At 72.3% G+C, this 22514-nt stretch carries 21 protein-coding genes and 1 riboswitch; of the genes, 15 read left to right on the top strand and 6 right to left on the bottom strand.

All coding sequences use genetic code 11. The annotated features are described in order from the left end of the window. Window positions 1–700, bottom strand: a 700-nt coding sequence (locus E1211_RS18595; RefSeq protein WP_132350268.1) for a LacI family DNA-binding transcriptional regulator, incomplete at its 3' end; no start/stop codon positions are given. Between the two features lie 123 nt (window positions 701–823). On the opposite strand from E1211_RS18595, the gene E1211_RS18590 reads away from it, so the two are divergent. The 7 genes from E1211_RS18590 to E1211_RS18560 all read left to right on the top strand — a co-directional run bounded on the left by E1211_RS18590 (window position 824) and on the right by E1211_RS18560 (window position 8745). Further along, on the top strand, window positions 824–2047 hold the full coding sequence (locus tag E1211_RS18590; RefSeq protein WP_243709587.1) for an amino acid ABC transporter substrate-binding protein: 1224 nt from the start codon (window positions 824–826) through the stop codon (window positions 2045–2047). 6 nt (window positions 2048–2053) lie between these two features. Further along, window positions 2054–2941: a branched-chain amino acid ABC transporter permease gene (locus E1211_RS18585; RefSeq protein ID WP_132350267.1), complete on the top strand. Its 888-nt coding sequence runs from the start codon at window positions 2054–2056 to the stop codon at window positions 2939–2941. Further along, a complete protein-coding gene (locus E1211_RS18580) occupies window positions 2925–4058 on the top strand; it encodes a branched-chain amino acid ABC transporter permease (protein WP_243709586.1) in 1134 nt (377 codons plus the stop codon). The genes E1211_RS18585 and E1211_RS18580 overlap by 17 nt, the downstream gene beginning before the upstream one ends. Next, the gene (locus E1211_RS18575) at window positions 4055–4801 is read left to right on the top strand and encodes an ABC transporter ATP-binding protein (RefSeq protein ID WP_132350266.1); all 747 of its coding nucleotides are present in this window, start codon (window positions 4055–4057) and stop codon (window positions 4799–4801) included. Before E1211_RS18580 ends, E1211_RS18575 begins: the two co-directional genes overlap by 4 nt. Further along, window positions 4791–5540, top strand: coding sequence for an ABC transporter ATP-binding protein (locus E1211_RS18570; protein WP_132350265.1), 750 nt, complete (start codon window positions 4791–4793; stop codon window positions 5538–5540). Before E1211_RS18575 ends, E1211_RS18570 begins: the two co-directional genes overlap by 11 nt. A 109-nt stretch (window positions 5541–5649) precedes the next feature. Beyond that, window positions 5650–6612, top strand: a complete 963-nt coding sequence (locus E1211_RS18565; RefSeq protein ID WP_132350264.1) for a LamG-like jellyroll fold domain-containing protein — start codon at window positions 5650–5652, stop codon at window positions 6610–6612. A 33-nt stretch (window positions 6613–6645) separates the two neighbouring features. After that, window positions 6646–8745, top strand: coding sequence for a sorbosone dehydrogenase family protein (locus E1211_RS18560; RefSeq protein ID WP_132350263.1), 2100 nt, complete (start codon window positions 6646–6648; stop codon window positions 8743–8745). Window positions 8746–8868: 123 nt separating this feature from the next. Here the strand turns inward: E1211_RS18560 and E1211_RS18555 are convergent, their stop codons facing one another. After that, on the bottom strand, window positions 8869–9903 hold the full coding sequence (locus E1211_RS18555) for a LacI family DNA-binding transcriptional regulator (protein WP_132350262.1): 1035 nt from the start codon (window positions 9901–9903) through the stop codon (window positions 8869–8871). A gap of 212 nt (window positions 9904–10115) precedes the next feature. Here E1211_RS18555 and E1211_RS18550 point away from each other — a divergent pair, with 212 nt between their 5' ends. From E1211_RS18550 to E1211_RS18540, 3 genes are read left to right on the top strand one after another with little or no spacing between them, the layout of a single operon-like run. After that, the gene (locus E1211_RS18550; protein WP_132350261.1) at window positions 10116–11267 is read left to right on the top strand and encodes a Gfo/Idh/MocA family protein; all 1152 of its coding nucleotides are present in this window, start codon (window positions 10116–10118) and stop codon (window positions 11265–11267) included. Further along, window positions 11264–12427: a dihydrodipicolinate synthase family protein gene (locus E1211_RS18545; protein WP_132350260.1), complete on the top strand. Its 1164-nt coding sequence runs from the start codon at window positions 11264–11266 to the stop codon at window positions 12425–12427. The genes E1211_RS18550 and E1211_RS18545 overlap by 4 nt, the downstream gene beginning before the upstream one ends. Continuing rightward, the gene (locus tag E1211_RS18540; protein ID WP_132350259.1) at window positions 12424–13338 is read left to right on the top strand and encodes a sugar phosphate isomerase/epimerase; all 915 of its coding nucleotides are present in this window, start codon (window positions 12424–12426) and stop codon (window positions 13336–13338) included. The genes E1211_RS18545 and E1211_RS18540 overlap by 4 nt, the downstream gene beginning before the upstream one ends. A 5-nt stretch (window positions 13339–13343) precedes the next feature. Here E1211_RS18540 and E1211_RS18535 read toward each other — a convergent pair whose 3' ends face one another. From E1211_RS18535 to E1211_RS18525, 3 genes are read right to left on the bottom strand one after another with little or no spacing between them, the layout of a single operon-like run. Beyond that, window positions 13344–14087 (bottom strand): amino acid ABC transporter ATP-binding protein, encoded by a 744-nt coding sequence (locus tag E1211_RS18535; protein WP_132350258.1) that lies wholly within the window; start codon window positions 14085–14087, stop codon window positions 13344–13346. Then, window positions 14084–14860, bottom strand: a complete 777-nt coding sequence (locus tag E1211_RS18530; RefSeq protein WP_132350257.1) for an amino acid ABC transporter permease — start codon at window positions 14858–14860, stop codon at window positions 14084–14086. Before E1211_RS18530 ends, E1211_RS18535 begins: the two co-directional genes overlap by 4 nt. A 44-nt stretch (window positions 14861–14904) precedes the next feature. Continuing rightward, entirely contained in the window at window positions 14905–15774 is an 870-nt protein-coding gene (locus E1211_RS18525; protein ID WP_132350256.1) for an ABC transporter substrate-binding protein, read from the bottom strand. Between the two features lie 280 nt (window positions 15775–16054). Beyond that, window positions 16055–16166, bottom strand: a riboswitch (SAM riboswitch). Between the two features lie 256 nt (window positions 16167–16422). Here E1211_RS18525 and E1211_RS18520 point away from each other — a divergent pair. Beyond that, the gene (locus E1211_RS18520; RefSeq protein WP_132350255.1) at window positions 16423–16833 is read left to right on the top strand and encodes a nuclear transport factor 2 family protein; all 411 of its coding nucleotides are present in this window, start codon (window positions 16423–16425) and stop codon (window positions 16831–16833) included. A gap of 30 nt (window positions 16834–16863) precedes the next feature. Here the strand turns inward: E1211_RS18520 and E1211_RS18515 are convergent, their stop codons facing one another. Next, window positions 16864–18975, bottom strand: a complete 2112-nt coding sequence (locus E1211_RS18515; RefSeq protein WP_243709585.1) for a glycogen debranching N-terminal domain-containing protein — start codon at window positions 18973–18975, stop codon at window positions 16864–16866. Window positions 18976–19183: 208 nt separating this feature from the next. Here E1211_RS18515 and E1211_RS18510 point away from each other — a divergent pair, with 208 nt between their 5' ends. From E1211_RS18510 to E1211_RS18495, 4 genes are all read left to right on the top strand, one after another. Continuing rightward, window positions 19184–19501 carry a hypothetical protein gene (locus E1211_RS18510; RefSeq protein ID WP_132350254.1) on the top strand — a complete coding sequence of 106 codons (318 nt, stop codon included), beginning with the start codon at window positions 19184–19186 and terminating at the stop codon, window positions 19499–19501. Next, window positions 19495–19782, top strand: a complete 288-nt coding sequence (locus tag E1211_RS18505; RefSeq protein WP_207915418.1) for a hypothetical protein — start codon at window positions 19495–19497, stop codon at window positions 19780–19782. Before E1211_RS18510 ends, E1211_RS18505 begins: the two co-directional genes overlap by 7 nt. A 161-nt stretch (window positions 19783–19943) precedes the next feature. Continuing rightward, window positions 19944–21548, top strand: coding sequence for a Na+/H+ antiporter (locus tag E1211_RS18500; protein WP_243709584.1), 1605 nt, complete (start codon window positions 19944–19946; stop codon window positions 21546–21548). 37 nt (window positions 21549–21585) lie between these two features. Beyond that, entirely contained in the window at window positions 21586–22461 is an 876-nt protein-coding gene (locus tag E1211_RS18495; protein ID WP_243709583.1) for an SDR family NAD(P)-dependent oxidoreductase, read from the top strand. The last annotated feature ends 53 nt before the right edge of the window (window positions 22462–22514 follow it).

Below are 22514 nucleotides of genomic sequence, written 5' to 3'. Positions count from 1 at the left end.
CCCGGGTGAAGTCGGTGTGTACCACCGGAAGGTCGGCGAGGTCCAGGCCGTGGCCGCGCAGCGCCGAGGCGACCCCGGCGAGCCGGTCGGCGACAGTGGTCAGTCCCGGCGTCCCGGCCGCCACGGCGATCCGCCGGTGTCCCAGCGCGAGGAGGTGCTCGGCGAGGGCGCGGCCGCCGGCCTCGTTGTCGGGCAGGACGGCGTCGGCGCCGAGGGAGTGCCGTCCGATGACCGCGACCCGCCCACCGAGGCCCTGGTACGCGGAGAGCTCCGCCTTCGTCTCCGCCTCGACCCGGGCGTCGGTGTAGCCGGAGCCGGCGATGACGATGATGCCGACCCGCTGGGCGATGAGGTGGCGGATCTGGCGCAGCTCGAAGTGCGGGTCGCGCCCCGAGTGGCAGATCTGCACGAGCAGCCCCCGCTCGGCGGCGACCTCGATGACCCCGCCGGCGATCTCGGAGAAGTAGGGGTCGTCCACCTGGTGCACGACGAGGCCCACTGTCGAGCTGGCGCCCCCGGCGAGGGTGCGCGCGTACGGGTTGGCGACGTAGCCGAGCTCCTGGGAGACCCGCCGTACCCGGTCGGCCACCTCTTCGCTGACCCCGTCGCGGCCGGACAGGGCGCGGGACGCGGTCGCCAGTGACACTCCGGCCCGCTCGGCGACGTCGACGAGGCGCAACCTCGAGCCAGGCTTGGGCATCAGCGACTCTCCTGAGACATCGATGTCGGCACCTTCATCTATTGCCAGTGACGTAGGACACACCCTAGAGTACGAAAGCGCTTTCGCAAGCGCTTCCAGCCCGGTGCAAAGGAGCTTCCGAGCATGTCCACCCGGTTGACGAAGATGAGATGGGCGACGGCGTTCGGCGCGACGGTGGCGCTCGCGCTCGCCGGTTGCAGCGGTGGCGGGGAGGGCTCGACCTCCGGCGACGACCCCATCGTCGTCGGGATCTCGCTGCCGCTCACCGGCGACTTCTCCGAACCCGGCAAGGGGGTGCAGCGCGGCTACCAGGCCTGGGCGAAGATCGTGAACGACAAGGGCGGCCTGCTGGGCCGCCAGGTCGAGCTGAAGATCCTCGACGACCAGTCCAACGCCGACCGCGTCGTCTCCGACTACGAGCAGCTCATCGGCCAGGACCAGGTCGACATCGTGGTCGGTCCCTTCTCGACCCGGCTCGTGGTGCCGGCCGCCCGGGTCGCCGAGGAGTACGGGATGTTGTTCGTCGAGCCGGCGGGCGCGGCGAAGGAGGTCTTCGAGCAGGGCTTCAAGAACCTCTTCTACGCCGCCCCCGCGGTCGCGAACGACCACTACAACCACCTCGCCGAGTACATTCTCGCGCTGCCGGCCGGGCAGCGGCCCACGACCGCGGCGTACGCGGCGATGGACGACCCGTTCGCGCAGGGCACCGCGTACGGGCTGAAGGAGAAGCTCGAGGCGGGCGGGGTCCGCACCGTCGTCGACGAGGTGTACCCGCCGAACACCACCGAGTTCAGCGGCATCGCCGCGAAGATCGCCTCCTCGAAGGCGGACCTCGTGGTGGGCGGCTCGCAGTACCAGGACGGCGTGAACCTGATCGTCGCCCTCCAGCAGCTCGCGTACCAGCCGAAGCTCGCCGCCTTCTCCACGGCTCCGACCAGCCCCGAGTTCGCCGCCGCGATCGGCAACAAGACCGAGGGGATCCTCGCGCCGACCGGCTACACCCAGAAGGCGCCCTACCCCAGCAACGTCGAGTTCGTGGAGAAGTACACCGCCCAGTTCGGCACGCCGCCGGAGGAGGACGAGGCGAACGCGTACACGACGGGCCAGGTCGTCGCGGCGGCGATCACCGCGGTGGGCTGCGCCGAACAGGGGGAGTGCCAGCAGAAGCTCGTCGACTGGGTACGCGGCAACACCGTCGAGACCGTCGTCGGCCCGCTCAGCTGGGACGCGACCGGCAAGCCGAAGGGTGCCCACATGATCCAGCAGTGGGTCGGCGGGGAGATCCAGATCGTGCTCCCGGCCGACGCGAAGGAGACCGACATCGTCTACCCGAAGCCGGCCTGGTAGGGCGCGATGACCTCCGGAGCGCTGATCTTCCAGAGCGTCATCCTGGGCCTGCTCCTCGGCGGGCTCTACGCCCTGCTGGCCTCGGGCCTGACGCTCTACTTCGGCATCATGCGGGTGGTGATGATCGCCCACTCGGCGTTCCTCATCCTCGCCGCCTACCTGGCCTGGTGGTCGCAGACCCGGCTCGGCGTCGACCCGCTGCTCTCCCTGGTCGTCACGGTCCCGCTCTTCTTCGCCGCCGGAGTGCTGCTGCAACGGGGCCTGCTCTCCCGGCTGCGCCCCGCCACGCTGACCATGATGTCGGTGCTGCTGACCTTCGCCATCGCGGTCATCATCGAGGGGCTGCTCGGGTACGCCTTCACCGGCACCCAGCGCCGCATCCAGCTCGGCTACGGCACGGCGAACCTGGAGCTCCTCGGCGCGCGGATCGCCGTCGTGAAGCTCATCGCGTTCGGGCTCGCGGTGGCCGCGCTGCTCACCCTCTACCTGCTGCTGAAGCGCACCACGTTCGGTTGGGCCCTGCGCGCCACCATCCAGCACCCCGACGCGGCCCGGCTGGTGGGCATCGACACCAACCGGGTCGCCGGCTACGGCTTCGGTATCGGGCTGGCCACCGCGGCCGTCGGCGGCACCGCGCTGGCCCTGGACACCACCATCTACCCGTCGCTGCACTGGCACTGGATCGGCCCGCTCATGGCGATCATCGTGGTCGGCGGGCTGGGCAGCGTGCCCGGGGCCGCGGCCGCCGCCATGGTGCTCGGCCTCACCCAGAGCCTGCTGCAGATCCCGCTCAACACCACCTGGGCGCAGACCATCTTCTATCTCGCGCTCTTCGCCACGCTGGCGTTCCGCCCGCAGGGATTCTTCGGAGGCCGGCTTGCCCAGCGCTTCTGATCCGGCGACCACCTCCGCCGCGCGTCGGCCGGCGGTCACCCCCGCCCGGGCCGCCCGGGGCGTCCTGCTCCTGCTGGTCGTCGTCGCCGCGCTGTCGTTCCCCTCGCTGGCGCCCAACCCGTACGTCCTGTCGGCCGGCATCCTCGTGCTGAACTACGCCCTCCTGTCGACCTCGTGGAACTTCGTCGGCGGCTTCACCGGCTACATCTCGCTCGGGCACGGGGCGCTCGCCGGGCTCGGCGCGTACGGCACGGGCCTGCTCGTCACCAAGGCCGGCCTGCCCAGCTTCCTGGCGCTCCTCGTCGCGGCCCTCGTCGTGGCGGCGCTGGCCGTGCCGATCGGCTACGCGGCGCTGCGCGTGCGCGGCGCCTCCTTCGTCATCGTCTCGATCGCGTTGGTGCTGGTCCTGCTGCTGGTGTTCCAGAGCTGGGCCTCGTTCACCGGCGGCTCGCGCGGGCTGACCGTGCCGCGTCCCTTCCCGGACCTGCTCCGTCCCGAGCACCACCGGGTCTTCTGGTTCCTCTTCGCCGGTCTGCTGGCGCTGGCGCTGCTGGTCTGGTGGTTGATCGACCGCTCCCGGTTCGGTCTGGGGCTGAAGGCGATCCGGGAGGACGAGGACAAGGCGGAGTCGCTGGGCATCCCGACCTTCGCCTACAAGCTCGTGGTGTTCGTGGTGTCGGCCGGGTTCACCGCGGCGGCGGGCGGCCTGTACGCGCTCTGGTTCGGCGACCTCGACCCGGTCTTCCAGTTCTCCATCCTCACCGGCTCCTACCTGGTGCTGATGGCGCTGCTCGGCGGCGTGCGCAGCCTCTTCGGCCCGCTGCTCGGGGCGCTGGTCGTCGGCACGGCGCTGGAGTACTTCAAGGTCGAGTACGGCAGCACCCCGCTGCACCTGGTCGCCACCGGCCTGCTGCTCGCCGTCGTCGTGCTCTTCATGCCCGACGGCGTGCTGCCGGCGGTCGCCGCCGGGATCGACCGCTTCCGCCCGGCCCAGCAGTCGATCCGGGAGGTGACCGCGGCCGAGCTGCGCGAGCAACGCGCGGGCGGCGCCGCGGCGGAGACCGAGCTGGCCGGTGCGCGCCCGGGCGGCGCGCCGGCCACGAAGGAGGGAGCATGAGCGAGCGGAGCGAGCAGGGGCTGCGGACCGAGGGTCTCACCAAGGCGTTCGGGGGAGTGGTGGCGCTCGACGGCGCCAGCGTCGCCTTCCGTCAGGGGCAGGTCAACGCGCTGATCGGGCCGAACGGCTCCGGCAAGACGACGTTCTTCAACTGCGTCACCGGCATGATCCGCGCGGACTCCGGGCGGACCGTCTACCACGGACGAAACATCACCCGGGCGGCGCCGCACGCGATCGCGCACGCCGGCATCGGCCGTACCTTCCAGCTCTGCCGGGTCTTTCCCCGCATGTCGGCGCTGGACAACGTGCTCGCCGCCGTCCGTCCGGTGGGGCTGCTCGGCCGGCTGCGCGGCGCCCGGAACCGGGCCGAGGTGGATCGGGCGCGCGGCTGGCTGACCCGGCTCGGCATCGAGCACCTCGTCGACGTCGAGGCCCGCAACATGTCCTGGGGTCAGCAGAAGCTGCTGGAGCTGGCCGGTGTGCTGATGGGTGACCCGGAGACCGTCCTGCTCGACGAGCCGGCCGGCGGGGTGAATCCCGCCCTGCTCGACCGGATCGGCGGCCTGGTCCGGGAACTCAACGCCGAGGGCCGGACCTTCGTCATCGTCGAGCACAACATGGACCTGGTGATGAGCATCAGCGACCACATCGTGGTCTTTGACCGTGGCCGGCCGATCGCCGAAGGGCCGCCGTCGGTCATCCGTTCCGACGAACGTGTGCTGGGGGCCTACCTTGGCGTCTGAGATCGAACTCGTCGACATCCAGGCCGGCTACGGGCGGGCCGCGCCGGTGCTGCGCGGTCTCTCCGTCTCGGTGCCGGCCGGCTCCGTCGTCTGCCTGGTCGGCCCGAACGGCGCCGGCAAGTCGACCGTGCTCAAGGTGGCCAGCGGGCTGCTCAAGCCCCGGTCCGGCCGGATCCTGGTCGGTGGCCGTGAGGTGACCGGCCAGGGGCCGCAGGCGATGCTCACCGCCGGCGTCGCGCACGTGCTCCAGGGACACAGCGTGTTCCGCGAGATGACGGTGGCCGAGAACGTCCTCCTCGGCGGGTACACGCTGCGGGACAAGGCGTTCGCCGCCCGCCGGGTCGAGTTCGTGAAGGAGCTCTTCCCGGTGGTGGCGCAGCGGTGGGGGAGCCTCGCCGGGCTGCTCTCCGGCGGCCAGCAGAAACAGGTCGAGTTCGCCCGGTCGCTGATGGTGGACCCGAAGGTCGTGCTGCTCGACGAGCCGTCGATGGGTCTGGACCCGAAGGCGACGGCGATTGTCTTCGAGCAGGTCGTGCGGATGCGGGACGCGGGCACAGCCGTGCTGCTGGTCGAGCAGAACGCCCGGCGGGCACTGGAGACCGCCGACCTGGGCTGCGTACTCGACCTCGGCCGGGTGCACATCTCCGGTCCCGCGTCCGAACTGCTGGCGGACCCGCAGCTCGGCGAGCTCTACCTCGGCGGCCGACCCGCCGAACCGCCGGTCGTCCCGAAGCGCTGACGGTCCGTACGGCACCACCGCACCACCGACATAGTGAGGTCCGGGCGTTCGGGGTAAGCGTTTACCGCGACCGGGCCGACAAGGTTCGTGGCACAGAGAGGTGTACGCGATGTCCAGAGCAGGACGCGTCGCCGCCGCCACCGCCGCCGTCCTGGCGGCCGGGGTGCTGGCCGGTGTCGCGGCGCCACCGGCGTCGGCCTTCCGGGCCGGTCCGCGCGACGTCCACCCGTCCCTACGAGGCGATCTGGTCGCCTTCTACGACTTCGACCATCCGGTCCCCGGCGACGAGGCGCTGGAGCGCGACCAGGGGCGCTCCGGCACCGAGATCGAGCTGGTGAACGGCGGAGCGGCGATGCGCGTGCGGGACCGCGCGTACGCCGGCAGCGGCCGGGCGTTGCAGACCCGGCAGGTCGAGCCGACGGTCGCCGGTAACGACGACTGGAAGGCCGGCATCTTCTCGGCCAGCGGCGTGCGTACGCTGCGCGCGTTCCACGCGGTCGCCGGCACCACCGTGATGGGTTGGTTCAAGGTCGAGATGACCGAACCCCGGCCGAACTCGAACACCGCCGACCCGGCCGACCGCTACAACGCCATCGGGCTGGCCGGGGTGCTGACAGGTGACTCCGACGGGCACGGCGTACGGGCCCTGCTGGAGCTCATCGACGTGAACGGGGAACTGCGGCTGGTCGCGCTCGGCCGGCGGCTCGACGGCGGCAATTCCCAGACGTTCGCGGCGGCGCAGGACTGGCGCGCGCTGCTGCCGGCCGGCCGGTGGGTGCACCTCGCCGCCACGTTCGACTTCGACAGCGGCACGATGGCGCTCTACCGCGACGGTGAGCCGTTGGCCGGCTTCTACACCCGTACCGACGACCCCTGGCTCGTCGCGGGCCCGGGACCGCACGTCACCACCGCCTCCGATCCGCGCGGCATCAAGATCGGCGGCAGCTATCCGCAGGACAACCGGGAGCAGAACCCGTGTGACTGCCGGATGGACTCGTTGATGTTCCTCGACCGTGTGCTCGACGCGCGGGAGATCGAACGGCAGTACCGGCACATGACCCACCGAGGCTGATCCACCTCCCGTCCCCCGAGAATGGAGTGACCTGTGCGCATCTCCACTCGCCGCCTGCGCAGATCGGTGGCCACGGCGGCGCTCGCGACCGCCGCGCTCACCCTGTCGCTGGTGGCCACGGCGCCCGCCCGCGCCGCCGACGCGATCTACGATCCGGTACCCGAGGCGCAGATCCAGAGCCGCCTCGGGCTCGTGCTCAGCGAGTACACGTCGTTCCCGAAGTCCGAGCCGACGCCCGCGCCGACCGACCAGCGGCTCATGCGACAGGCCCGGATCAACACCATCATGGAGATCCCGGACGGCTCCGGCCGCCGGGCCGTGCCCGACCTCAACGGCAAGCTGTACGTCGTCGAGAACGGCGTCCCGCACGTCTACCTCGACGTCGCCGCGACCTTCGCGCCGAAGTTCTTCTCCGGCCGGGGCCTGGGCCAGGGCTTCGGCTACGTGGCCTTCCACCCCGACTTCAAGCGCAGCGGGAAGTTCTACACCGTCCACACCGAGCAGGCGTCGCTCGCCACCGAGGTGCCGGACTGGTCGCAGACCGGCACGATCTTCCATGGCATCATCACCGAGTGGACGGCGAGTGATCCGGCCGCCGACACCTTCGCCGGCACCCGCCGGGAGGTGCTGCGGATCGGCTTCGGCGGCCAGGTGCACGGCATCCAGGAGATCAACTTCAACCCGGCCGCGAAGAAGAAGCACGACCCGGAGTACGGGCTGCTCTACCTCGCCGTCGGCGACGGCGGGCTGGGCGTCCGTAACACCGACCCGCAGAACCTCGCCCTGCCGCACGGGAAGCTGCTGCGGATCGACCCGCTCGGCACCAACGCCGCGAGCGGCCGGTACGGCGTCCCGCCGTCGAACCCGTTCGTCGGGCGCGAGGGGGCGCTCGGCGAGATCTACGCGGTCGGGTTCCGGGATCCGCACCGGTTCAGCTGGGACCGGCAGACCGGGAAGATGTACCTGGGTCACATCGGCGAGCACGCCATCGAGGCGATCTACGAGGTGCGCGCCGGCGACAACTTCGGCTGGAGCGAGCGCGAGGGCGCGTTCGTCTTCGACAAGACGTCGACCCTTCCCTGCGACAAGATCTTCCCGCTTCCCGCCGATGACGAGCAGTACGGTTACACCTACCCGGTGGCCGCGTACGACCACGATCCGGCGCCGGGCTGGAACTGCACCTCCGACGTGGGGGTCGCGGTGGCCGGCGGCTTCGTCTACCGGGGCCGGGACGTGCCCGCGCTGCGCGGCAAGTACGTCTTCGGTGACCTGGTCGACGGCCGGGTGCTCTACACCGAGGCGAAGCGGATGCGGGTGGGGGCCGGGCTCGCGCCGATCCACCGGCTGGCGCTCTTCGACGCCGCCGGCACGCCGGTGCGGATGCAGGACCTCTCCGCACCGGGCGCACCGGGCGACCCGAACCGGGTCGACCTGCGCTTCGGCACCGACGCGCAGGGCGAGCTCTACATCCTGGCCAAGGCGAACGGGAAGATCTGGAAGGTGACAGGTACGCGGGAGTTCGCCGACGGGCAGCCCGGCACGACGAGGGTCCTGGACACGATGCGTCCGACCAACTGGCGGCCCGTCACCCCGGCCAAGTGGCGGTTCACCGGCAAGGAGGTCATTCTGGCCGAGGCAGGCGTGCAGCGGCCCGGCCCGCGCCGCCCCTTCGAGTACGCGGTGCTGACCGCGGGACCGGAGTTCGCGGCGGTGGACATCACCGCGAAGGTACGGCTGGACACTCCGGTCGAGGTGACCAACCGGGACGTGATCATCGTCTTCGGCTACCGCTCGGACACGGAGTTCTACTACGCGCACCTGTCGACGGACAACACGATCCTGCCGCACAACGGCATCTTCAAGGTCAACAATGCGGACCGGGAACGGATCGACTACCAGTGGAACGGCCGGTCCCGGGGCGCCGCGCCGGCGATCGTGGACGCCGACTGGCACAGCGTCCGGGTCCGGCACCTGCCGGCCACCGGGGAGATCGCGGTCTACGTCGACGGGTCGAAGGACCCGCTGATGACGGCCCGCGACACCACGTTCGGCTCGGGTCGGGTGGGCTTCGGCTCCTTCGACAACGTGGGTCGGCTGCGTGACCTCACGGTGCGCGGCACCCCGGCGGCCTGACCGCCGGGTGGGGAGCGGCGGCACACCGCCGCCGCTCCCGGCCGCGGCCGCCCCGTCGCCGACCCGCTGTCGTCGATCATGAGGTCGGCCGAGTCCGTCCCCGTGCCGAGCGCCGAGTCGTGCTCAGCGTGGCGGCGGCAGGCGGGGGGTGCTGGCCCGGAGCACGACCTCGCCGGCCACCCGATGCACGCGAGGGCGTGCCACGCCGTCGTCGAGAGCCAGCCGTACGGCGAGCGCGCCGATCTCCTCCAGCGGGATCCGCACGGTGGTCAGCCCCGGATTGACGTCCCGGAGCGTGGCGATGTCGTCGAAGCCGGCGATCGCCATCCCGGCGGGCAGGTCGACGCCCCGGTCGCGCAGCGCGGCCATCGCACCCACCGCCATCACGTCGTTGACCGCGAAGACGCAGGTCACGTCCGGGTCCCGGTCGAGCAGCCGCCGCATGGCCGCGTAGCCGCCGTCGCGGGTGAACGGCCCGGACACGACGTGCTCCGGGGCGAGTCGACCCCCGTGGCGGGCGAGCGCCTCCCGGAAGCCGGCGACGCGCTCGGTCGCCGTGAGCAGGTCGGTGGGGCCGGCGAGCACCGCGAACCGACGGTGCCCGAGGTCGTGCAGGGCGTGGCCGAGGTCGCGCGCGCCCGCCTGGTTGTCGATCGAGATGGTGTCCACCGGCAGGCGGGGCTGGCTGACGGCCACCGCCCGGCCACCCTCGGCCTCGAACGCGGCGAGCTCCTCGGCCAGCTGGTCGGTGGCCGCCCGATCGTCGGTGCGGCTGCCGACCACGACGACCACGCTGGCCCAGTGCCGGCGGAACGCCCCCACGTAGTCGGTCTCGGCGCCGGGGCGCCGCTCGGTGCTCGCCATGGTGACCAGCAGCCCGTGCGCCTCGGCCTCGCGCATCACGCCGGCGGCGACCGCGGAGAAGTAGGGGTCGGCGATGTCGTGCAGCGACAACCCGACGATGTTGGTGCGACCGCGGGCCATCGCCTGGGCGTGGGCGTTGGGGGAGTAGCGCAGCTCCGCCGCCGCGCGCAGCACGCGCTCGCGCAGCTCCTCGCCCACCACCCGGTTGGCGCTGCCGTTGAGGGCGCGGGAGGCGGTGGCCAGCGAGACGCCGGCGCGCCGAGCCACGTCGTGCAGCGTGACGGAACCGGTCACGACACCGTCCTTTCCCGCGGGCGCCGGACGGAAATCGTCCGCCGCCAGCGTAGGAACCCGCCGATCGCGCCGTCAAACCCTGATGACCTGCGCTTCTCGCCGGCACCGGAGCCGAGCGGCGCGGACGGCGACCGGCCGATGTGGACGGGGCTTGCACCGGCGGCGCGCTCTGCCATACCGTTTCGGTAAGCGCTTTCCCAAGGAGGTCGTCGATGGCCGCTCGCAAGCTCGGCGTGGTGATGAACGGGGTGACCGGCCGGATGGGCTACCGGCAGCATCTCGTCCGATCCGTCCTCGCCATCCGGGAGCAGGGCGGGGTGGCGCTCTCCGACGGCACCCGGGTGCAGCTCGAGCCGCTGCTGGTCGGGCGGAACGCCACCAAGCTGAGCGAGATCGCGCACCGGCACGACCTTCCCCGGTGGACGACCGACCTGGACGCCGCCCTGGCCGACACCGACTACCCGGTCTACTTCGACGCCCAGCTCACCCAGATCCGGGAGAAGGCACTCATCAAGGCGATGGACGCCGGCCGGCACGTCTACGCCGAGAAGCCGAGCGCCGAGTCGCTGGCCGGCGCGCTCGAACTCGCCCGGCACGCGCGCCGGACCGGCGTGAAGAACGGCGTCGTGCACGACAAGCTCTACCTGCCCGGCCTGGTGAAGCTCAAGCGACTGGTCGACGGCGGCTTCTTCGGCCGCATCCTCTCCGTACGCGGCGAGTTCGGCTACTGGGTGTTCGAGGGCGACTGGCAGCCCGCCCAGCGTCCCAGCTGGAACTACCGGACGCAGGACGGCGGGGGCATCGCGTTGGACATGTTCCCGCACTGGAACTACGTGCTGGAGAACCTCTTCGGTCGGGTGCGGGCCGTCACCGCCCGGGTGGTCACGCACATCCCGCACCGCTGGGACGAGCAGGGCCAGCGGTACGACGCGAGCGCCGACGACGCCGCGTACGCCATCTTCGAGCTCGACGGCGGCGTGATCGCGCAGATCAACTCGTCCTGGGCGGTCCGGGTCAACCGGGACGAGCTAGTGGAGTTCCAGGTCGACGGCACCGAGGGCAGCGCGGTGGCCGGGCTGCACCGCTGCCGGGCGCAGCACCGCGCGGTCACCCCGAAGCCGGTCTGGAACCCGGACCTCGTGGAGACCCGGCACTTCCGCGACGAGTGGCAGGAGGTGCCGGAGAACGCGGTGCTCGACAACGGCTTCAAGGCCCAGTGGGAACAGTTCGTGCGGCACGTCGTCGAGGACGCGCCGAACCCGTACGACCTGCTCTCCGGCGCCCGTGGGGTGCAGCTCGCCGACGCCGGGCTGCGCTCCTCCCGGGAGGGGCGCCGCGTCGAGTTGCCGGAGCTGACGGCATGAGCGCCACCGTGCGGCTGCCGCTCCCGGACGGGACGGTGGAACAGCGGCGGCTGGCCGAGCCGGTCGGCTGGCCCCGGCCGGCCGGGCCGATCACCTCCCGGATCGCCCTCGCCGCGGCGCACGTGGTCGCCGACCCGCTGGGCGACAACACCCCCGGCGCGCCGGCGGTCGTCGACTGGGACTCCACCCTGGCGTTCCGCCGGCACCTCTGGTCCTACGGGCTGGGGGTGGCCGAGGCGATGGACACCGCGCAGCGTGGCATGGGCCTGGACTGGGCCAGCACCCGTGAGCTCATCGCGCGCAGCGCCGCGGCCGCCCGCGAGGTGGGCGGCCGGATCGCCGCCGGCGCCGGCACCGACCACGCTCCGGCCGAGCTCGCCTCCCTCGACGACGTCACGGCGGCCTACTGCGCGCAGATCGAGGTCGTGGAGGCCAGCGGGGCGCAGGTCATCCTGATGGCCAGCCGGCAGCTCGCCCGGCTGGCCCGCGGCAGCGAGGACTACGCCAAGGTGTACGCCCGGCTGCTCGACCAGGTCTCCGGTCCGGTGATCCTGCACTGGCTGGGCCCGATGTTCGACCCGGCCCTGCACGGCTACTGGGGCTCGCCGGAGGTGCCGGCCGCCACCGCCGCGCTGCTCGATCTCATCGGTCAGTACGCGAGCAAGGTCGACGGGGTGAAGGTGTCGCTACTCGACGCCGGGCACGAACGGGGGCTGCGGGCGGCCCTGCCGGCTGGCGTCCGCCTCTACACCGGCGACGACTTCAACTACCCGGAGCTGATCCGGGGCGACGGGGCGCACCACAGCGATGCCCTGCTCGGCATCTTCGCCGCCATCGCCCCGGCCGCCTCCGCCGCGCTGCAGGCCCTCGACGCCGGCGACCCGGGGCGCTACGACGAGGCGTTCGCGCCGACGCTGCCACTGGCCCGGCACATCTTCGCCGCCCCGACCTGGTACTACAAGACCGGTATCGCGTTCCTCGCCTGGCTCTGCGGTCACCAGCCCGGTTTCACCATGGTGGGCGGGTTGCAGAGCAGCCGATCCCTGCTCCACCTGACCGAGCTGGTCCGGCTCGCCGACGACGCGCGGCTGCTGCCCGACCCCGATCTCGCCGCCGCGCGAGTGCGGGCGTTCCTCGACGTCGCCGGAGTGTCGCGATGACCGACGCCGCACTCTCCACCAGGGAGACCGCCGACGTGCCGTCCGGACGGCCGGCCGAGGTGCCGACCCCGGCCCCCGGAGACCCCCGGCTGGCCCGGCTGTCGCTGAACCAGCGGACCACCGAACGCTGGTCGGTCGCCGAGGCGGTCGCCGGCTGCGTCCGGGCCGGCCTGCCGGCGATCGGGCTGTGGCGCGAGCCGGTCCAGGAGATCGGCGCGTCCGCCGCCGCCCGTCTCGTGGCCGACGCCGGCCTGCGCGTCTCCTCGCTGTGCCGGGGCGGATTCCTCACCGCCGCCGACCCCTCGCGACGGCGGCACGCGCTCGACGACAACCGGCGCGCGATCGACGAGGCCGCGGAGCTCGACGCGGCCTGCCTGGTCATGGTGGTCGGTGGCCTGCCCGAGGGCTCACGGGACCTGGCCGGGGCCCGGGACCGGATGTCCGACGGAATCGCCGAGCTGGTGCCGTACGCGGCGCGGCGGGGCGTACGGCTGGCCCTGGAACCCATGCACCCGATCTTCTGCGCCGACCGCGGGGTGCTCTCCACCCTCGGGCAGGCGCTCGACCTGGCCGAACGCTTCCCCGCCGACGAGGTGGGCGTGGTCGTCGACACCTTCCACGTCTGGTGGGACCCGGACGTGCTCGGCCAGATCGGTCGTGCCCGGGGCCGCATCGCCAGCTTCCAGGTCTGCGACTGGATCACCCCGCTGCCGCCGGACGCCCTGCTCTCCCGCGGGATGATGGGCGACGGGCACATCGACTTCCCGCTGCTGCGCCGCGCCGTCGAGCGGGCCGGATACGCCGGCGACATCGAGGTGGAGATCTTCAACGCCGACGTCTGGGCGGCCGACCCGGACGACGTGGTGGCCACCCTGGCCCGCCGCTACGTCACGCACGTGCTGCCCGACTGAGCGACTCAGAGCACCTGGGCCAGGAACCGGCGCAGCCGCGGGTGCTCCGCCGCCTCGAAGACCGCCGCCGGCTCACCGGACTCCAGCACCACACCGTGGTCCATGAAGGCCACCGTGTCGGCCACCTCGCGGGCGAAGCCCATCTCGTGGGTCACCACCACCATCGTCATGCCGGCGGCGGCGAGGTCGGCCATCACCCCGAGCACCCCCTTGACCAGCTCCGGGTCGAGCGCGCTGGTCGCCTCGTCGAAGAGCATCACCTGCGGCTGCAACGCCAGCGCCCGGGCGATCGCCACCCGCTGCTGCTGCCCGCCCGAGAGGTGCCCGGGGCGCGCGTCCGCCTTGCCGGCCAACCCGACCAGCTCCAGCTGCGACCGGGCGAGCGCCACCGCCTCCTCCTCGGGCAGCTTCTTGATGCGGCGCAGCGCCAGGGTGACGTTGCGCAACACGCTCATGTGCGGGAAGAGGTTGAACTGCTGGAAGACCATCCCGATCCGCTGGCGCAGCGCGTCCGGGTCGTCGGCCAGCACGCTGCGCCCGTCGAGCAGCACGTCGCCGCGGTCCGGCTCGATGAGCCGGTTGATCGTCCGCAGCAGGGTCGACTTGCCGGAGCCGGAGGGCCCGATGACGCAGGCCGTACCGCCCCGGGCGACGTCCAGGTCGGCCCCGCGGAGCACCCGGTGGGAGCCGAAGGCCAGATGGACGTCGCGGACGGCCAGGCTGACCGAGGTGCTGATGTCGACGGTCATCGCCCGCTCCCTCCCGCCGCGCCCGGCAGCGCCAGGTCGGCGTCGTCGATCTCGTCGGCCGGCTTCGCGGCGCGGCCGTGTCGCAGCCGGGCGTCGATCGCGTTGACCACGTGGGTCAGCGGCACGGTCAGCGCCAGGTAGAAGAGGCCGGCCAGCAGCAGGGCCGACTCGTTGCCGGTGGTGGCCGCATAGTCCTGCCCGATCCGGAACAGTTCCCGCTGGCTGGCCACCAGACCGAGGAAGTAGACCAGGCTGGAGTCCTTGATGAGGGCGATGAGCTGGTTGACCCAGGCCGGCAGGACCCGGCGTACGCCCTGCGGAATGATCACCATCCGCATCGCCTCGCCCCAGGAGAAGCCCAACGCCCGGGCACCCTCCAACTGAGCCGCCTCCACCGACTGGATGCCCGAGCGGAAGATCTCTCCGATGTAGGCGGCGGCGATCAGCGAGAGCGCCAGAATGCCGAGCGGGTAGGGGTTCGGACCCCACACCTGCATGCCGAGCGGCGCCAGTCCGACGCCGATCAGCAGGATCGTCGCGGCGGCCGGCAGCCCCCGGAACACGTCGGTGTAGACCCGCGCCGGCCAGCGCAGCCACCGGGTGCGGGAGATGCCGGCGATCGCCAGCAGCATGCCCAGCACCGAGCCGAGCAGAGCGGCGGAGACCGCGAGGATCAGGGTGTTGGGCAGCCCGACGGTGAGCATCTCGGGCAGCGCCTCGCGCATCGACTCCCAGTCGAAGAACGTCTCCCACAGGGTGCGCAACGGATCCATCTCTCGCCTCTCCTACCGTTCCGCTCGCTCGTCTCGCCGTACCGTCAGGACGTGGCCGACGCGGACGCGGTCGGCGTCGCCGGGACCGGCACGGTGCCGCTGCCCGGCTTGAAGTCCGCGGGGATCGGCCGGCCCGGGTAGTACTGGGCCTGCAGCCGGCTCCACGTGCCGTCGGCGATCACCTCGTCGAGGCCCTTGTTCAGCGCCTCGCGCAGGGCGTCGTTCCCCTTCGCCACCGCGTACGCCGTCGGCGCGGGGCTGAGCAGCTTCGCGGCCACGGCGATCTTTCCGCCGCTCTCCGCGGCCGACGTCTCGCCGATCTCGGCCGGGGCGATCCAGGCGTCCGCCGTGCCGGCCTTGAGCTGGTTGATCGCGCCGTTGTAGTCCGGTACCCGCACCGGGTCGAGCCCCTTGCCGCTGGCGTAGTCGTCCTGGACGGTGCCCTGCACGACGACTACCCGCTTGCCGGCGAGCTCGTCGAAGCTGTGGATCGGCGAGCCGGCGGGGACGTCGAGCCCGAAGTACCCGAAGTCGTACCCGTTGCCGAAGTCCACAGTCTTCTTGCGGGCCTCGGTGATGGTGATCGACGAGCTGCCGACGTCGAACTTGTGGTTGTTGACCTGGGCGAGCAGCGCGGAGAAGTCGGTGCCGACGAACTCCACCTTCAGGCCGATCTTCCCGGCGACAGCGGTGAGCAGATCGTTGTCGAAGCCGGTGAACTTGCCGTCTTTCAGGTACACGTTCGGCGGCGCGTCGGTGAGCGTGCCGGCGCGCAGCACCCCCGGCTGGAGCAGGTCGTACGGGTTGTCCGCGCCGGAGGCGGCGTCGTCGCCGCAGGCGGTGAGGCCGGCGGCGCCGAGGATCGCGACCGCGCCGACGGCGACCAACCGGCTCAGGGAAGGAAGAAATCGCACAGGTGTCTCCGGATGTCGAGAAGCGGCGGGGCACGGACGTGCGCCGCCGACGGTGCGCCGGACGGGCACACCGCTGGAAGGTTCGGACTGGCGGGAGAGGTCGCGGTCAGCGCCGCGCGCCGGCGGGACAGCCGGCGCTGCACACCCACATCATGTCGACGTGCCGGCGCCGGGTCAGCGCCGGCGGCCGGGGCCGCCGCACGGACGCGGGGAGGCCGGCTGGCGAGATGATGCGCGGGAACGTCATTGGCTCTCCTGGGTCGTTGCTGACCTGGGAACCAGGCCACGCTTGCACCGGATCCACTCCGGTGCCCGGTCCTCACCCGGGGCACCCCACCGCGGAGGAGGGTTGCCGGCCAGCAAGCCGGGGCTTGACGCTGGCGCTCATGACCTGCGCAAGAGGTTAACAGCCCGGTACGGACAGTCGTCCAGCTGTTATGACGACTCTCACGCGCGGCGTCTCCGCGGCGTCCGTACCCGCCGCCGGGCCGCCACCTCGTCGCCCGGATCGAACACAGCGGAGAACGCCGAAGGTAGCGGCGCCGGAATCGCCCGGATTCGCGGCGCTCGGCCCGATAGGGTGGCGGGGACCCCGACGTCGCGGTCGCGGTCCGCCGGCGCTCGGGCCTGTGGAGGGGTGGTGGCGTCATGGCGGCGAACCGGGACATCGTGGCCCGCGCCTTCGCGGACTGGTCCGCCGGCTCCGCCGGCATCACCGACCTCTTCGCCCCCGAGATGCGGTGGGAGATCACGGGGAACTCGGCGGCGTCCCGCGTCTACCGCTCCGCCGAGGACTTCGTCGACCAGGCGTTGCGGCCCTTCGAAGCCCGCTTCGGCGCCGACAGCCCGTTCCGCCCGGTGACCGTCCGGGCCATCTACGAGGACGCCGACACGGTGGTGGTGCTCTGGGACGGCGCCGGGGTCACGGTCGCCGGCGACGCCTACGCCGACACGGTCGCGTGGTTCCTGACCTTCCGCGACGGCAAGGTGGTCGACGGGACCGCCTTCTTCGACAGCATCGCCTTCAACGAGCTGTGGCGGGTCCCGCCGCCGGGGTGACACGCCGCGCCCGCCGGGTGCGGTCGCCCGTCACGCCGACGGACGGACCTCGCCGTGGGAACCCTCGGCGTACAGGTCCCAGTGACGGCCGAACGCCGGTACGCCGAGCAGGCGGATCGGGCCGAGCGGGGCCGGGAGCTGCGGCTCGATGACCAGCCGGCCGTCGACCGCCTCCAGCCCGAGCAGCGTACGCAGGAACAGCAGCGGCGCCCCGCTGGCCCAGGCCTGCGGGTTGCACGCCGTGGGGTAGGGGACCGGTCGCCGCCCGAACCGGCGGTCGTAACCGGAGAACGCCTCGGGCAGCCGGTGCTCGGAGTAGGCGGACGCCTCCATCATGGCCCCGATGATGCGGTAGGCCGCCTCGTGCTGGCCGTAGCGGGCGAGGCCGGCCGCGATGATCGAGTTGTCGTGCGGCCAGACGGTGCCGACGTGGTAGCCGATGGGGTTGTAGCCGCTGTCCGCGGTGGAGAGGGTCCGCACGCCCCATCCGGAGAACATCTCGTCGGACATCAGCTGGGCGGCCACCAGCCGCGCCCGCTCCGGTGGCACGATGCCGCTCCAGAGCAGATGCCCCATGTTCGACGTCATCGAGTCGATCTGCCGTCCGTCGCCGTCCAGACCGACCGCGTAGTAGCCGCCGCGCTCCGGCACCCAGAAGTCGCGGTTGAACCTCTCCCGTAGCGCCGCGGCCTCGGCGCGCAGCCGCTGCGCCAGCGCCGGGTCCCGCATCGGCCCCTCGGCGAGCTCCGCCATGCGGATCTTCGCGTCGTACGTGTAGCCCTGCGTCTCGCAGGTGGCGATCGGCAGCACCGGAATGGTCCCGTCCGCGAACTGGACCCCGTCGGGGGAGTCCCGCCAGCACTGGTTGCCCAGCCCCTCCCGGGACCGGGTCGCGTAGCCGACGTAGCCGCGACCGTGCAGGTCCCCGTGCTCGTCGATCCAGCGCAGGGCGGCCAGGGCGTTCGGCCACAGCTTGCGTACCAGCTCCTCGTCGCCGGTCCACCGCCAGTGCTCGGAGAGCACGACCAGCCAGAGCGCCGTGGTGTCGGCCCCGCCGTAGTAGGGCTGGTAGGGCTTCAACCCGAGCTGTGTCAGCTCGCCGCTGCGGAACTCGTGGAAGATCTTCCCGGGCTCCCGGTCGGTGAAGTCGTCGTGGTCCTGGGCCTGGTGGCTGGCGAGCACCAGCAGCGTCCCCCGCGCCATCGCGCTGCCCAGCGCGATGGTCTGGTAACCGGTGATCAACGTGTCCCGGCCGAAGACGGTCATGAACCAGGGCAGCCCGGCGGCGTGCAGCACCACCGGCTCGCCCCAGATGCGCTTCTCCAGGCGCATCGACGCCAGGTCGGCGGCGGACTTGCGGTACACCGCGACCAGCCGGTCCGAGCCGGAGTCGAGCCTCGGTACGGAGGCCAGCCAGCGTGCGGACGGGTCCTCGGCGTCCCGCTCGAAGACGTCGCCGAAGCTGCGGGCGACCGGCTGGAACCGCTCGTCGCCGCAGTGCAGGGGTACCCGCAGCTCGCACCGCCACGCCTCGCCCCGGGTCAGTCGCAGGCGCCAGACGAGCGAGTCGTCTTCGAGCTCGGTCGCCGCGGGTTCGGTCTCGACCCGCACCATCGCGTAGTAGGTGCCGTTGCGGTAGGCGAAGCAGAGCGCGGATCCGTCCCGCTCGTGCTGGCGGACGATCTGCGTGGAGCGGTCCCGGCCGGATTCCTTGATCTCGAAGAGGTCGGCGAAGTCGGTACCCGCGGCGAGCCGGAGTCGCAGGTCGACCGGGTCGGAGCCGAAGTACCGCAGCTCGATGCGCTCGTACATGCCGTCGCCGACGAACCGCTGCCGGCGGACGCCCACCCGGTTCGGCGGCAGGTCCGGCAGGTCGGTGTTGGCGAGGAAGAACGCGGCGGAGAACGGGTCGACGGTTCCGGAGCCGAGCACCAGCAGCGGCGCGTCGTTGAGGGTGAGTTCCCACCGGTCGAGGAAGCGCGTGTCGTCGTGCACCAGCCCGCCGATGGTGCCCTTCGGCACGTCCCCCGCGGAGTTGGAGAACATGAACGTGCGGCCCTCGAGCACGCCCACGGCGTCCGGCCCGAGCTCCGGTGGCAGGTCGCGGCAGGCTCCGCTGGCCACCCGTTCGACGGAGGCCACGTCCGGCCATGGCTGCGCCGGTGTGCGTCGTCGTTCCGCAGCCGTCACGTGCCCCCCAGCCGGCGGTACCGAGCCCGCCCTCACCGCGACCCTATGTCCGGCCGCCCCGGCGCCGTGCCGGCATTGACCAAGATGAGGCCGCAGGCGATAGATGAATCTGGATAGGTTTGGTAACGTCGTCGGGTCCGCGCCGAAGCAGGGAGGGTCGATGCCGAGAACGCTCCTCCGATCCGCCGCCGTCGTGGCGGTCGTGGTGTCGATACCGATCGGGGCGGGCGCCGCCCACGCCGATCCGGTCGTGCCCCGGCACGCCGTCGTGACCTGCCAGAGCGCCAGCTTCTACGCCAACTACGACTCCGCCCGCGGGCCGGTGGGGCTGAAGCGGGTGCTCGGCCACGGCGACAAGATCGGCCACACGCCGGGCGCACACCCCGTCTACAACGGCTGGGCCGCCTCCTTCGACTTCGGCCCCAACGACTGGGGCTATCTGCGTATCGAGTGCATCGGGGGGTACGACTCGTGGTGAGGCCGCTGCGGCGCGCGGGCGTCCTCGTCACCGCCGCGGCGCTGGCCGCGAGCGTCGCCGCGACCCCGGCACGGGCCGCGTACGGCACGGTCGGCGAGCGGGAGACCGTCTGCGCGGTCGATCTCTTCGTCCGTACCCAGCCCAACGGCGCCTGGATGGGCACCCTCTACCAGGGGCAGACGTTCCTCGTCGAAGGGCCGCGCAGCGGCGGCTACGTCTACGGCTTCGCCTACGGGCACATCAACCGGCGCGGCTGGGTCCAGGACGGCTGGTTCTGCTGACCGTCCCGCCGCGCTCCGACCCGGTCCCCGCCCCGTGGAGACCCGGACCGATGCGGCGCTGACCACCCGTCCCCGCCGGGCCCCGCACCGGTGATCCGCCGCGCGCTGCGCCCGTTCCGCCTCCTCGACCCGTTCCCACCGGCGACAGTGGTTTCGGAACGGTGACCGCGGCGACGGCGGGGGGGTGCGACGTGGAGGGGCTGGTGCTGCTCGTGGTGCTGGCCGTCACCGTGATCGTCGGCACCACCCTCGGCGGTCGGTACCGGGTCGCGCCGCCGGTCCTGCTCATCGGCATGGGCGCGCTGCTCGCCCTGATCCCCGCCCTGTCGCACGTGGTGCTCGAACCCGAGGTGGTGCTGCTGCTCTTCCTGCCGGCGATCCTCTACCGGGAGGCCCTGACGACGAGCCTGCGCGAGATCCGCGCCAACCTGCTCATCATCGGCCTGCTCGCCGTGGTGCTGGTGGGGCTCACCATGGTCACCGTGTCGTTCGCCGCGCAGGCGCTCGGCGTCAATCCGGCGGCGGCCTGGGTGCTCGGCGCCGTGCTGGCCCCCACGGACGCCGCCGCCGTCTCCGGCCTCGCCAAGCGGATGCCGCGCCGGCTGCTCACCACCCTGCACGCGGAGAGCCTGATCAACGACGGCACGGCGCTGGTGCTCTTCTCCGTCACCGTCGGCCTGCTCGCCGGCGGCGCGGTGCCGTCGGCGCTGGAGCTGGCCGGTGAGTTCAGCCTCTCGTTCGTCGGTGGCATCGTCGCCGGGCTGGTGGTCAGCGGTCTGGTCGTGCTGGTGCGTCGCCGGATCGACGACCCGATGCGCGAGGGGGCGCTCAGCGTGCTGACCCCGTTCGCCGCGTTCCTGCTGGCCGAGCAGGTGCACGCCAGCGGCGTGCTGGCGGTGGTGGTGGCCGGGCTGGTGCTCTCCTACGCCGGACCGCGGGTGATCCGGGCCCGTTCCCGGCTGGTCGCGTTCTCCTTCTGGGACCTCTCCACATTCCTGATCAACGGCGCGCTCTTCGTCCTGCTCGGGATGCAGATCCCCCGGGCGATCCGGAGTGTCACCAGCGTCTCCTTCGGGCGCGCGGCGGTCATCGCGACCGTCGTCACGCTGGTGGTGGTGCTGACCCGGGCCGCGTGGATCATCCTGTCGCCGTACGCCATGCGGGCGATCGACCGCCGCGAGTCGCAGCGGCGTGCCCGGGTGGGCTACCGGATCCGGATCGTCGCCACCTGGACCGGATTCCGCGGCGCGGTCTCGCTCGCCGCCGCGCTGGCCGTCCCGCTGACCGCGCACGGGCATCAGGTCCTGGAACGAGACCTGATCATCTTCTGCACCGCCACCGCGATCCTGGCGATAATGCTGGTCCAGGGCACCACGCTGCCGCTGGTCATCCGCTGGGCCGGTCTGACCGGCGACCCGAAACGGTTCGAGGAGGTGCGGCAGGCCCGGGTACGGGCCGGACGGGCGGGGCTGTCGGTGCTGCCGGAGATCGCCGCTCGGGTCGGCGCCGACGACGACGTGACGGACCGGGTCCGCACGGACTACGAGGCGCTCCTCGAGGACCTCAAGAGCGCCGAGCGTGAGGGCGGGACGCCACGGGCCAGCGAACGTGAGCGCCAGCTGCGGCTGGGCCTGATCGAGCACAAGCGCCGGGAGATCACCCGGATGCGCGACGCCAACGAGATCGACGACGTGGTGCTGCGTGAACTCCAGGCCGCGCTGGACATCGAGGAGATCCGGCTGCTCGGGCCGGAGGCGCCGGAGTAGCGGCCGGGTACGGGATCGGACGGCGGAGAGGAGTGACGTGGACGAGGCAGGAGGCAAGCCGTTGTACGGGCGCGTCGCCGTGGTCACCGGTGCGGCGCGCGGCATCGGGCGGGCCGCCGCGGTCGCGCTGGCCCGGGCGGGCGCCGACGTGGCCGGCGTGGACATCGCGGGGCCGGTGAGCCCGGCCCTGGACTACCCGCCGGCGACGGGCGCGGACCTCGACGAGACGGGCCGGCGGGTCGGGACGTACGGGCGGCGCTGGCTCGCGCTCACCGCCGACCAGCGCGACGTCCGGCAGGTGCGGGCGACCGCCGACCGGATCGTCGGCGAATGGGGCGGGGTGGACATCGTCTTCGCCAACGCCGGCATCCAGGCGTTCACGCCGCTGCTGGAGATGTCCGACCCCGACTGGCACGACCAGATCGACGTGAACCTGACCGGTACGGCGAACGTGCTGCGGGTCTTCGCGCCGCTGCTCGTGCGCCGCGGCGGCGGCCGGATCGTCGTCACCTCCTCCACCCAGGGCCACCACGGCACGAAGTTCGGCGCGGCGTACTCGGCGTCGAAGTGGGGCATCATCGGCCTGATGAAGTCGGCGGCGCTGGAGCTGGGCGAGTACGGCATCACGGTCAACGCGGTGATCCCCGGGCTGGTCGACACGGCGCTGACCCGGCACCAGGACCGGTACGCGCAGGCGCTCGCCGAGGCCGGGCGTACCCCGTCGGGTGACGTGACCCGGGACGAGCCGGCCGCGGTGGAGGCGCTGCGCGCGCGTACGCCGCTCGGGGTGCCCTGGATCGCGCCGGAGGACGTCGCGCCGCTGGTGGTCTTCCTCGCCTCGGACGACGCCCGGATGGTCAGCGGCACCGCCTTCGCCGCCACCGCCGGCGACAGCGCCCACGTCACCGCCTGACCCCCCACCCACCGTCCCTGTCCCCGTCGATCTGAGGTAGACGGGTGAGGTGG

It is taken from the genome of Micromonospora sp. 15K316, assembly GCF_004348525.1.
Taxonomy (GTDB): Bacteria; Actinomycetota; Actinomycetes; order Mycobacteriales; family Micromonosporaceae; genus Micromonospora.
This window is presented reverse-complemented; position numbering and strand designations above follow the sequence as displayed.